Genomic DNA, 11,353 nt, shown 5'->3' on the forward strand with positions numbered 1-11,353 from the left:
GTGCGGCTGATCCGCAGCCGGTCGGCCAGCACCGCCGCCAGTTTGCCGCCCAACTCGGCTGCAGAAGCTTGTGCGGCGAGTTGGTTGAGCAGCGGATGCTCCACCGCGGGCAGCTGACGGCGCACCACCTCCACGCTCTCTAACACGTTCAGCCGCTCCGGGGTGGTCAACACCTCGAACCTCAGATCCAGCGCGCGCGTGACCGCAGCCCGAAGACCGTCGAGCACCGCGACGACCTCTTCCCGACTACTAGAACACATGTTTGAATAGTAACGCCGGAGTCCGACGCCCCGCACCCCACAAAGCCGCATCTGCGGATAACCGTCCAACTGTGGATAACTAAGATGCCGGACATGCCGACGCGAATGACTGCGGTCGACGCGCAGTTCTACTGGATGTCGGCCAAGATCCCCAGCGACCTGCTCATGCTCTACGTATTCGATGGGTTGCCAACGGATTTCGAACACGCCGTCGAAAAAATCCGGATTCGAGCCAATGCGTGCCACGCCCTGACGGTCCGCGTGGAAGACGGATCGCCATTGACCTACCCGCGCTGGGTGTCGACCACGGTCGAGCCCGACCGGATCGTGCGACACCATCTTGACGACGACAGCTGGCCAAGCTGCCTGCGCGCGGTCGCCGGGCTGGCCGGCAACCAGCTTGACGCCCGTCGGGCGCCGTGGCGCCTGCATCTGTTCGCGCCGGTGCGCGGCGTCCCGGGCGGCACCGGCCCGCGCACGGTTGCGGTCATGCAGTCCGCGCACGCGTTGTGCGACGGCCGACGGGCCGCGGCATTGGCCGCGTGGCTGTTCGGGCGGGAGAGTCCGGTGCCCGACGTGGCGCGTGAGGCGCCGGGCTTCCTGCCCTGGCGCGCAATTGAAGCCGCGCGTGCCCATCGCCGGCAGCGCCGTGACACCCGCGCCGGATTGCTGCCGTCGGCAATCGGCGCCCAACAGGCGCTGTCCATCAATTCCCGCCCGTCGGGCACGCGTTCGGTGCGCACGCTGGTGCGACACCGCACGCAGCTAGACGGCCCAACAGCCACCGTCGCGGCTCTGGCCGCCGTGTCCGGTGCGCTCTCCAGCCACCTGAACGACGCGGCCGAGTCCCTCATAGCCGAGGTGACGATGGCTAAACCCGGTGTGCCGCATGCTCATAACCACTTTGCCAATGTCACCGTCGGGTTGTATCCGGGCCTGCGTCGGCCAGAGCGGCTGCACCGGATCGCCGCGGACCTGGCCAATGCTCGCCGCCGGTCAGAGCACCCCGCGGCAAGAGCGGCGGACCGTGCCTTTGCCACGACGCCGGCTCCGCTGCTGCGCTGGGGCGTCGGCCTTTTCGACCCTGGCGTCCAGCCGTCGCAGGTGTCCGGCAACACCGTCATCTCAAGCTTCCCTCGCGGGCCTGCCGATTTCACATTTGGCGACGCACCGGTACTTTCAACCGCCGTGTATCCGGAGCTGTCGCCGGCGATGGGCCTTGTTCACGGCGTCTGGGGTATTGGCGACACCGTGACCGTCAGCGTGCACGCGGCGGAGTCGGCGATCGGCGACATCGATGACTATGTCGCCCGGCTGGACGCCGAAATCTAGTCGCGGAACTTTTGCGCCGACTACGGCTGGCGGGACACCTTTGCCCATCCCGTGCGTACCGGATGATCTAGGTTGGCGGCTATGACTGATGCCTACGACGTCGGGTTACTGATCCTGCGGCTGGTGCTGGGCTTGACGCTGGCCGCGCATGGCTACAACAAATTCTTCAGCGGCGGGCGCATCCCCGGAACCGCAGGCTGGTTCGAGAGCATCGGGATGAAGTACGGCACATTCCAGGCCGTCGTCGCCGCCACCACCGAAATCGCCGCCGGTCTCGGCCTGGCCGCGGGCCTGCTCACGCCCATTCCTGCCGCTGGCTTCGTCGCGCTGATGCTGGTCGCCGCATGGACCGTGCACCGCCACAACGGGTTCTTCATCGTCAAGGAGGGTTGGGAGTACAACCTGATCCTGGCCGTCACCGCGGTCACCATCGCCACGACCGGGCCCGGGAGACTCAGCCTGGACTACGAGATCTTCGGGGACCAGTTGTTCCACCCCGGCTGGCACGGACTGTTCGGTTCGTTGCTGCTGGGCATCGGGGGCGCGCTCGGCCAGCTGGCGTTGTTCTACCGGCCGCCGGTTAGGCAAGCCGAGTAGCCGGGGAGTAGGGCAGGCCGCTGCCGGTGTTTTCGTCGACGGCGACGCGTCCACCCAGGTAGGGGAACGCGCGCTGCGCGCAAGACGTGCGGTTGCAGATTTTGCAGCCCGCCCCGATCGGGACGGCAGTGTTCGGGTCGTCGAGCGCGATCCCGGTCGAGTAGACCAGTTTGTCGGCGTGCACCAGGTCGCAGCCCAGGCCGATGGCAAAGCTCTTGTGCTGGACCAGATAGCCCAGGTCTTCGGGTGGGGTGGTCTTGGCGAGCCAGAAGTAGGACCGTCCGTCCGGCATCTGCGCGACCTGGGTGATGATCCGGCCCGGCTGGGCGAAGGCGTCGTGCACCACCCACAGTGGGCAGCTGCCCCCGACTCGGCTGAAGTGAAATGCGTTGGCGGACTGCCTTTTCGAGATGTTGCCGGCCTTGTCGGTGCGGACCAAGATGAACGGCACTCCGCGTAGCTGTGGCCGCTGCAATGTCGATAGCCGATGGCACACCGTCTCGAAGCCGACCTCGAAGCGGCGGGCCAGCAGGTCGATGTCGTAGCGTAATTCCACTGCGGCGCTATGGAATTGACGGTACGGCAGCAAGAATGCGCCGGCGAAGTAGTTGGCCAGACCGATACGGGCGACGCCGCGGGATTCGGGGGTGAGCTCGGTGGCTGAGCCTGAATCCAAGATCGCCGACAACAGTTCCGGTTGGCTCACCAGGGCCAGCTGAGTGGCGATCTGAAACGCGCGCTGACCCGGCCCCAGCCAGCGGGCGATCCGCAGCACCTTGACGTCAGGCTGGTAGGAACGCTTGGCGTGCTCGCCGAGGTCGGCGTCGACCACCACCCGCACCCCGAACCGGTCGCCCATCAAGGCCGACAGTTGACCATCCAAGCCGCCCAGCGTCATTCCGTTTTCGACGAACATCCGCTCGGCCGCTTCGTCGAGGTCGCCAACGTAGTTGTTCCGGTCGTAGAAAAAGTCCCGGACCTCCTCGAACGGCATCGGTCGCTCGGTCGGCACCGGCGTCTCGGTTGTCGCATGCGAGCGATAGGCCTCCAACTCCTCGGTGGCATCCCGCAGCCGGCGGTACACCGCGACCAGGTTGCGGCCCACCTCGGGCATCCGGGCCACCAACTCCTCGATCTGCCCGGGGCTGACGGAGCCGTCAGGAGCCGTGGCGGTGAACATGTCGGACAGGTCGGCCACCAACCGGGCATCGGAATCGGTGGAGAAGTAACTCGACGGCAGATCGAACCGCTCGGTGAGGGCCAGCAGCACCGGGACGGTGATCGGTCGCTGGTCGTTTTCCAGTTGGTTGACGTAGCTGGTGGACAGATTCAGCGCCCGGGCCAGCGCCGCCTGACTCAGGCCGCGCTCGTTTCGCAGCCGCCGCAGCCGGGCACCCGAAAACATCGTCGCCACGCGTCGGAACTCTACTCCGCGACGGCGTACACAACATTCGCAATTTGCGCCGGATCAGGACGCAAAATTACGCACATGCAGGTACTTCCGCATGGGTCCGAGTGTGCATAGTGTGCGAATCATGTTGATCCACGAGGTGCGGACCCACCGCAGCGCCGACGACTTTCCGGTCACCGAACACCTGGCCTACAAGATCGCGCAGGTGGCCGCCGACCCGGTCGCGGTGGCACCGGAGACCGAGGCCATGGTGATCAACCGGATCATCGACAACGCCGCGGTCAGCGCCGCCTCCGTGGTCCGTCGTCCGGTCACCACCGCCCGTCAGCAAGCGTTGGCGCACCGCGCCCGCCCGGGTGCAACCGTGTTCGGTGTCGACGGCAGTTACTCGGCCGAGTGGGCGGCCTGGGCCAATGGCGTGGCGGTCCGCGAACTCGATTACCACGACACGTTTCTGGCCGCCGAGTACTCCCACCCCGGCGACAACATCCCGCCGTTGGTCGCGGTCGCGCAGCAGTTGGGTGTCCGGGGCAGCGATCTGATCCGCGGCCTCGCCACCGCCTACGAGATCCAGGTCAACCTGGCCAAGGGAGTCTGCCTGCACGAGCACAAGATCGACCATGTCGCGCACCTGGGTCCGTCGGTGGCCGCCGGGCTCGGCACCATGCTGCGGCTCGACGTCGGCACCATCTACCAGGCGATCGGGCAGGCACTGCACCTGACCACCGCGACCCGGCAGTCCCGCAAAGGGGCTATCTCCAGCTGGAAGGCCTACGCGCCCGCGCTGGCCGGCAAGGTTGCCATCGAGGCGGTCGACCGCGCGATGCGCGGCGAAGGTGCGCCCGCGCCGATCTGGGAGGGGGAGGACGGTGTCATCGCCTGGCTGTTGTCGGGTCCCGAACACACCTACCGGGTGCCGCTGCCCGAGCCGGGCGAGGCCAAGCGCGCCATCCTGGACACCTACACCAAGGAGCACTCGGCCGAATACCAGAGTCAGGCGCCGATCGATCTCGCCCGCCGGTTGCGCGAGCGAATCGGTGACCTGGACCAGATCGCCACGATCGTGCTGCACACCAGCCATCACACCCACTACGTGATCGGTACCGGATCGGGTGACCCGCAGAAGTTCGACCCGGATGCCTCGCGGGAGACGCTGGATCACTCGCTGCCCTACATCTTCGCCGTTGCGCTGCAGGACGGCACCTGGGACCACGAACTCTCCTACGCCCCGGAGCGGGCGCACCGGCCCGACACCGTCGAGTTGTGGCACAAGATCTGCACGGTCGAGGACCCGGAGTGGACCCGCCGCTACCACTCGGACGACCCAGCGGAGAAGGCGTTCGGCGCACGGGCGGAGGTGACCTTCAAGAGCGGCGAGGTGATCAGCGACGAACTCGCCGTCGCTGATGCCCACCCCTTGGGCGCCCGGCCGTTCGAGCGGGAACAGTACATCGGCAAATTCCGCGGGCTCGCCGACGGTGTGGTGGATTCCGCTGAGCAGCAACGGTTTCTAGACGCCGTTCAAGACGTCAGCGCGCTGAAGGGCGGTGACCTGGTCGCGCTGAATGTGCGGGTGCTGCCCGAGGTGCTGGCGCCGTCGGACCTATCAGTCCCGTCCGGTATCTTCCGGTGACCGGTCTGCTGGGTGCGGCATCTAGTGCCGCCGACAAGCGCGCGGCGTTTCGGTCTGGTCTGAATTCTGGTCGACTCCAGCGCTTCCCGGGAGCATTCTCTCCGCTGGTGGCCAAGCTCGTCGCCGAGATCGGATTCGACGGCGTCTACGTCTCGGGTGCGGCGCTCTCGGCCGACCTCGGCCTGCCCGACATCGGGCTGACTACGCTCACCGAAGTCGCCGGACGGGGTGCGCAGATCGCTGGAGTCACCGACCTGCCCACGCTGATCGACGCCGACACCGGATTCGGCGAGCCGGTGAGCGCCGCGCGCACCATCACGCTGCTGCAGGACGCCGGGCTGGCCGGCTGTCATCTGGAGGACCAGGTGAACCCCAAGCGCTGTGGTCACCTCGACGGCAAAGCCGTTGTTCCAAAAGCGGATATGGTCAAACGGCTACGCGCCGCGGTGGCAGCGCGCCGCGACCCCAACTTCGTCATCTGCGCCCGCACCGACGCCGCCGGCATCGAAGGCATCGACGCCGCCATCGAACGTGCGAAGGTCTACGCCGACGCGGGTGCGGATCTGATTTTCACCGAAGCGCTGGCCGGCCCCGCCGACTTCGAGAAATTCCGTGCCGCCGTGGATGTTCCGCTGCTGGCCAACATGACCGAGTTCGGCCGCTCGGAGCTGCTGACCGCCTCGCAGCTGACCGACATCGGCTACAACGTGGTGATCTACCCGGTTACCACGTTGCGTCTGGCGATGTTCGCAGTGGAAGACGGCCTGCGCGAAATCAACTCCAAGGGAACACAATCCGGGTTGCTCAACCGGATGCAGCACCGCACGCGTCTCTACGATCTGCTGCGCTACGCCGACTACGCCCAGTTCGACGAGAACATCTTCGGAGGCAACCAATGAGTGCAACGATCCACAAGGGACTGGCCGGCGTCGTCGTCGACACCACCGCGATCTCCAAGGTGGTGCCCGAGACCAACTCACTGACTTACCGCGGCTATCCGGTGCAGGATCTGGCTGCGCACTGCAGCTTTGAGCAGGTCGCCTACCTGCTGTGGCACGGCGAACTGCCCAGCGAGGGTGAGCTGGCAATGTTCAACAAGCGCGAGCGGGCCAGTCGGCGGGTGGACCGGTCGATGCTGTCGATGCTGTCCAAGCTGTCCGACAACTGCCATCCGATGGATGTGGTGCGCACCGCGATCAGCTATCTGGGAGCCGAGGATCCCGAAGAGGACGACAGTGCCGAAGCGGCCAACTTCGCCAAGTCGCTGCGCATGTTCGCGGTGTTGCCCACCATTGTCGCTGCCGACATGCGTCGCAGGCGGGGACTGCCGCCGATCGCGCCGGACGCCGCTCTCGGCTATGCGGAGAACTTCTGGACCATGTGCTTCGGTGAGGTCCCCGAGCCGGTGATCGTGTCGGCGTTCGAGCAGTCGATGATCCTGTACGCCGAGCACAGCTTCAACGCCTCCACATTCGCTGCGCGGGTGGTGACCTCGACGCAGTCGGACATTTACAGCGCGGTGACGGCGGCGATCGGCGCGTTGAAGGGCCCGCTGCACGGCGGGGCCAACGAGGCCGTCATGCGCGACTTGATCGAGATCGGCGAGCCGTCGAGGGCTGCAGAGTGGTTGCACGGCAAGCTATCCCGCAAGGACAAGGTGATGGGCTTCGGGCACCGGGTCTACAAGGACGGTGACTCGCGGGTGCCGACGATGAAGGACGCGCTGACCCGGGTCGTCGACACCCGCGACGGGCAGCGCTGGCTGGACATCTACCGCATCCTGGAAATCGAGATGTTCGCCGCGACCGGCCTCAAACCGAACCTGGACTTTCCGACCGGGCCGGCCTACTACCTGATGGGATTCGACATCCCGAGCTTCACGACGCTTTTCGTGATGAGCCGGATCACCGGTTGGACCGCACACATCATCGAGCAAGCCGGCTCCAACGCGCTGATCCGCCCGCTGTCCGAATACTCCGGCCGGTCCCAGCGCAGCCTGGCCACCGCTACAGCAGGTCGGTAATGGTCTTCAGCCCGGCGTCGTAGAACACCCCGCCGTCGAACTCGATGGTCGTGTCGTTGACGAAGTCCGCGGCGCCCCCGGCCAAAAACACGCACACCCTGCCGACTTCTTCTGGCTCACCCGCGCGCTGCAATGGCACTGCTGCGAAATGCTTTTCACCGGTCGGGTCGTCTTTCGGCAAGACGAAGGACCCGAAGTTCGCGGTCATCGCGGGACCCTGCCGGGATGCCCGCGGCGACCAGTGGGCTTCGATGCCGGGAATGGTGGGCAGGGGGAACGGGCGCAGCCGACTCCGGTGGCGCCGGCTCGCAGTAACTCGTGTGCGATTCCGACGCCGACTCTCCGGCTGGTGCCGGTGACGATCGCGCTCTTGCCGTCGAGAATGCCCATCCGCCGACCCTTCGTCATCGTTGACAGTGACTGCCAGCAGGACATAATCTGCCATCCATGACAAACCCCGCCACGTTGCGTGTCATCCAGTGGGCCACCGGTGGCGTCGGCAAGGCCGCCATCGCATGCGTGCTGAACCACCCGCAACTCGAATTGGCCGGCTGCTGGGTACACAGCGCGGACAAGGACGGCCACGACGTCGGCGAGATCCTCGGCATCGAACCCGTCGGTGTCGTCGCGACCTCCAGTATCGACGAGGTGTTGGCGCTCGACGCCGACTGCGTGGTGTACAGCCCGCTGATTCCCAACGACGACGAGGTCATCGCGATCCTGCGGTCCGGCAAGAACATCGTGACGCCGGTGGGCTGGGTGTACCCCGATCCCGGCAACCCGCGGCACCGGGCGGTCGACGACGCCGCCGTCGAAGCCGGAGTGACTCTGCACGGGTCAGGCATTCACCCCGGCGGCATCACCGAGCGCTTCCCGCTGATGATTTCGTCGTTGTGCTCGGCCGTCACCCACGTGCGCGCTGAAGAGTTCTCCGACATCCGGACCTACAACGCGCCGGACGTGGTGCGCCACATCATGGGTTTCGGGGGCACTCCGGAAGAGGCCATGCAAGGACCCATGGCCGGCCTGTTGCAGGCCGGCTTCAAGCAGTCGGTGCGAATGATCGCCGACCACATGGGGTTTCGCATCGACCCCGACATCGTAACCATCCAGGACGTAGCCGTGGCGACCGCGGAGATCGACTATGCCCCGTTCCCGATCACCGCTGGCAGCGTGGCCGCGCGCCGGTTCCGCTGGCAGGCGCTGGTCGACGGTGAACCGGTGATCACGGCGGCGGTCAACTGGCTGATGGGCGAGGAAAACCTCGCACCCGCATGGGATTTCGGCGACCGCGGTGAGCGCTTCGAGGTCGAGATCACCGGTGACCCCGACGTGAGTCTCACCTTCAAAGGCCTGCAGCCGGCGACGATCGCCGAAGGGCTGGTAAAGAACCCGGGCGTCGTCGTCACCGCCAATCACTGCGTCAACGCCATCCCCGACGTCTGCGCGGCCGAACCCGGCATCAAAACCTACCTGGACCTGCCGCTGTTCGCCGGCCACCCGGCCGCAGGCCTGGCTTCGAGCACCTGATGGCCGCGCCGACTGGTCTCTCGTTCTGCCATCTCGTCGTCGGGGTGACCGACATGGACCGTGCCGTGGAGTTCTATCGCGATGCGCTGGGCATGGACGTCGTTTTCGAAACCCTGATCTCCGCTGACCCTTTCGATGCGACGCTGCAGGCGGACAGCCAACAGGAGGGCCGGGTGGTCGGCGGCGTGCGAATGTCTTTCATCAAAGACCCGGACGGGAGCCCGGTCGAATTCATCGAGCTACCCGGCGACGCGCGCAGCAGCTACGAGATGCACCGGGGTGTGCCGCTGCAAATGGGAGCGGCCGCATGAGCTACACCCACCCGGACTCGATGCACGGCCACGTCGCGATCGTCACCGTCGGCGCCCAGGGCGTCGACCAACAGCACCGACGCTCCGCGTTGCAACAGCGCAGCGGCGATGCCTCTGCCGACGCCCTGTGGTCTGCCCGTTCGCCGAGTCCGACGGCGTCAAGCTGTGCAAGCAGTTCGCGCCGGACGACTACGTCAAAGCGGTACGTCCAGTTCCGATGAAGCGCATCGGCGACGTTCGCGACGACGTGGGGGCTCTGGTCGCGTTCCTGCTCAGCAGTGACGCGACCTTTGTGACCGGGCAGACCATCCACGTCGACGGCGGGAACGGCTGCTTCCGATGACCGAGTCGCTGCGCGACCGGCAGCGCGCGCAGATCTTGGCCGACATCCGCCGGGCCGCCTTCCGGCTGTTCATCGAGCGAGGCTACGACGCCGTGACGACTGAGGAAATCGCCTCGGCCGCAGGGGTTTCACCGCGCACCTTCTTTCGCTACGTGCCGACGAAGGAGGAGTTGCTGCTGGCGCCGGTTCGGCATGGCAGCACCGCGATCGTCGGGCTGCTCGAAGAGCGCCCGGCCGCCGAACAGCCCGACGTCGCGCTGATCAACGCGATCATCACCCGCACCCGGTCGTTCGGGGTGGCCGACACCGAAGAGTGGCGGGCGGCTCTGCTGGGCGCCCCCGATTTGCTCGGCAAGCTGACCGTGCACCTGCCCGCCGACAAGGAGCGGGCGACCAAGCTGGTCGCGGCCCGGATGGGGGTCAACTCCGGCAGCGATATCCGGCCGGCCTTGCTGGTTCAACTAGCCTTTGCAGCAGCGGATTTCGCGTTTCAGCAATGGGTTCGCCAATCGAGCAAGAAACCGCGGGCCCTCGAGCGCTACGTCATCGAAGCGCTCGAGGCGCTCAAAAGCCCGCATTGGGGGAGGAAACGATGAGAAGCAAGGCACACTCACTGGCCCTGGTGGGCGTGGCCTACGTCGTCGCGATCGCCACCGGCGCGGCCTGGTTGGCGTGGGGTCTGCACACCGGCCGTTTGTTGGTGGACACGCTGTGTGCCGACCTGTTGGCCACGCTGGTGATCTTCGCGTTCAGCCGGGCCTACCGGAATTCGAGTTTCTACGACGCGTACTGGAGTGTGATGCCGCCCGTGCTGCTGTTCTATTGGTGGAGCCAGTCGGGGTTGCAGCAGTTGCGGTGTTGGTTGATCGCGTTGGTCGTGGTGCTGTGGGCGATCCGTCTGACCGCCAATTGGCTGTACGCCTTTCCCGGCCTGCACCATGAGGATTGGCGGTATCCGATGTTCCGCGAGAAGGCCGGGCGATGGGAATTCGTGGTGGACCTGGTGGCGATCCATGTGATCCCGACGCTTCTGGTGTTCGCCGGCATGTTGCCGGTGTATGCGGCGGTGACCTGGTCCCGTGGCGACATCGGCTGGCTGACCGATGCGGCGTTCGTGGTGGGCCTTGCCGCGGTGGCCCTCGAGTTGGTGGCCGACGTGCAGATGCACCGCTTCGTCCGGCACAAGGCCGACGGTGAGGCGATGGACCGCGGACTGTGGTCTTGGTCGCGGCATCCGAATTACTTCGGGGAGTTCGGCTTCTGGGTGGCCCTGGCGCTGTTCGGCGTGGCGGTCTCGCCGTTGGACGCGTGGTGGCTCTGCCTCGGCGCGGTGGGGATGTTGGGCATGTTCCTGGGCGGCAGCATCCCGATGATGGAGACCCGCAGCCTCGAGCGACGGCCCGAATACCAAGGCGTGATCGACCGGGTCTCGCGGTTTGTGCTGTGGCCTCCGCGGCGGGCTTAGCAAGCGGCGGGGTGTGACTCGCAGTACGGCGTCGTCCCCGGGAATTTGTAGCGGTGTGCCGCGACCCACCGGTATACGGCGTCTTCGACGAAGCGGATGCCGGGAATTCGATAGACCACCAATGGCGTTCGAGTACCGACCGCCGCGGAGACGGCCGCATTCGCGGCCTCGGCACCGGAGTAGACCACACCCGACGAATCCAGCCAGCGGATCGAATCCAACAAGGTCTCCGGCTCGATGCCCAGCCGCTGGGCGACACCAGGGCTCTGCAAGGGCTCGGTCTGTATGTTGCCGGTGCGATCGAACTTGAGCAGTAAATCCCTGGAGCGCGTACACATTCCGCATGCTCCGTCGAAGAACAGCGTGCCAGTTGGAGAGCTCATCGCGAATTACCGTCCCACCTGCCGACTTTACATCTTACTACTACGCAACGTAGTAATCAAGGGGG

12 protein-coding genes and 2 pseudogenes are annotated in these 11,353 nt (G+C 66.1%); 10 read left to right on the top strand and 4 right to left on the bottom strand.

Going from position 1 to position 11,353, the window contains the following annotated elements; all coding sequences use genetic code 11:
• Positions 1–260: DUF222 domain-containing protein (locus ABDV69_RS18565; RefSeq protein ID WP_343577032.1), on the bottom strand; the 260-nt coding region annotated here is incomplete at its 3' end.
• A 93-nt stretch (positions 261–353) separates the two neighbouring features.
• On the opposite strand from ABDV69_RS18565, the gene ABDV69_RS18570 reads away from it, so the two are divergent.
• The gene (locus ABDV69_RS18570) at positions 354–1,592 is read left to right on the top strand and encodes a WS/DGAT domain-containing protein (RefSeq protein WP_343577034.1); all 1,239 of its coding nucleotides are present in this window, start codon (positions 354–356) and stop codon (positions 1,590–1,592) included.
• Between the two features lie 81 nt (positions 1,593–1,673).
• Positions 1,674–2,189, top strand: a complete 516-nt coding sequence (locus tag ABDV69_RS18575; RefSeq protein WP_343577037.1) for a DoxX family protein — start codon at positions 1,674–1,676, stop codon at positions 2,187–2,189.
• Here ABDV69_RS18575 and ABDV69_RS18580 read toward each other — a convergent pair.
• A complete protein-coding gene (locus tag ABDV69_RS18580) occupies positions 2,173–3,594 on the bottom strand; it encodes a short-chain fatty acyl-CoA regulator family protein (RefSeq protein WP_343577056.1) in 1,422 nt (473 codons plus the stop codon). The genes ABDV69_RS18575 and ABDV69_RS18580 overlap by 17 nt on opposite strands.
• 130 nt (positions 3,595–3,724) lie before the next feature.
• On the opposite strand from ABDV69_RS18580, the gene prpD reads away from it, so the two are divergent.
• From prpD to ABDV69_RS18595, 3 genes are read left to right on the top strand one after another with little or no spacing between them, the layout of a single operon-like run.
• The gene (prpD, locus tag ABDV69_RS18585; protein ID WP_343577039.1) at positions 3,725–5,233 is read left to right on the top strand and encodes a 2-methylcitrate dehydratase PrpD; all 1,509 of its coding nucleotides are present in this window, start codon (positions 3,725–3,727) and stop codon (positions 5,231–5,233) included.
• Complete coding sequence (gene prpB / locus ABDV69_RS18590; protein ID WP_343577041.1) at positions 5,230–6,132, top strand: methylisocitrate lyase; 903 nt, start codon at positions 5,230–5,232, stop codon at positions 6,130–6,132. The genes prpD and prpB overlap by 4 nt, the downstream gene beginning before the upstream one ends.
• On the top strand, positions 6,129–7,256 hold the full coding sequence (locus ABDV69_RS18595) for a bifunctional 2-methylcitrate synthase/citrate synthase (protein WP_343577044.1): 1,128 nt from the start codon (positions 6,129–6,131) through the stop codon (positions 7,254–7,256). Before prpB ends, ABDV69_RS18595 begins: the two co-directional genes overlap by 4 nt.
• On the opposite strand, the pseudogene ABDV69_RS18600 reads toward ABDV69_RS18595, so the two are convergent.
• Positions 7,240–7,646: pseudogene (locus tag ABDV69_RS18600) on the bottom strand (SDR family oxidoreductase). The gene ABDV69_RS18595 and the pseudogene ABDV69_RS18600 sit on opposite strands and share 17 nt — an antisense overlap.
• 57 nt (positions 7,647–7,703) lie before the next feature.
• On the opposite strand from ABDV69_RS18600, the gene ABDV69_RS18605 reads away from it, so the two are divergent.
• The 5 genes and pseudogenes from ABDV69_RS18605 (at position 7,704) to ABDV69_RS18625 (ending at position 10,905) form a co-directional block, all read left to right on the top strand.
• Complete coding sequence (locus tag ABDV69_RS18605; RefSeq protein ID WP_343577046.1) at positions 7,704–8,786, top strand: dihydrodipicolinate reductase; 1,083 nt, start codon at positions 7,704–7,706, stop codon at positions 8,784–8,786.
• Entirely contained in the window at positions 8,786–9,097 is a 312-nt protein-coding gene (locus tag ABDV69_RS18610) for a VOC family protein (protein ID WP_343577049.1), read from the top strand. The genes ABDV69_RS18605 and ABDV69_RS18610 overlap by 1 nt, the downstream gene beginning before the upstream one ends.
• 127 nt (positions 9,098–9,224) lie before the next feature.
• Positions 9,225–9,440, top strand: a pseudogene (locus tag ABDV69_RS18615) (SDR family oxidoreductase); the annotation flags it as partial.
• Positions 9,437–10,036: a TetR family transcriptional regulator gene (locus ABDV69_RS18620; protein WP_343577051.1), complete on the top strand. Its 600-nt coding sequence runs from the start codon at positions 9,437–9,439 to the stop codon at positions 10,034–10,036. The pseudogene ABDV69_RS18615 and the gene ABDV69_RS18620, both read left to right, overlap by 4 nt.
• On the top strand, positions 10,033–10,905 hold the full coding sequence (locus ABDV69_RS18625; RefSeq protein ID WP_343577052.1) for a DUF1295 domain-containing protein: 873 nt from the start codon (positions 10,033–10,035) through the stop codon (positions 10,903–10,905). The genes ABDV69_RS18620 and ABDV69_RS18625 overlap by 4 nt, the downstream gene beginning before the upstream one ends.
• Here ABDV69_RS18625 and ABDV69_RS18630 read toward each other — a convergent pair.
• A complete protein-coding gene (locus ABDV69_RS18630; RefSeq protein ID WP_343577054.1) occupies positions 10,902–11,288 on the bottom strand; it encodes a DUF393 domain-containing protein in 387 nt (128 codons plus the stop codon). The two genes, ABDV69_RS18625 and ABDV69_RS18630, sit on opposite strands and share 4 nt — an antisense overlap.
• Positions 11,289–11,353 lie beyond the last annotated feature (65 nt).

This window comes from Mycobacterium sp. (genome assembly GCF_039583785.1).
Taxonomy (GTDB): Bacteria; Actinomycetota; Actinomycetes; order Mycobacteriales; family Mycobacteriaceae; genus Mycobacterium.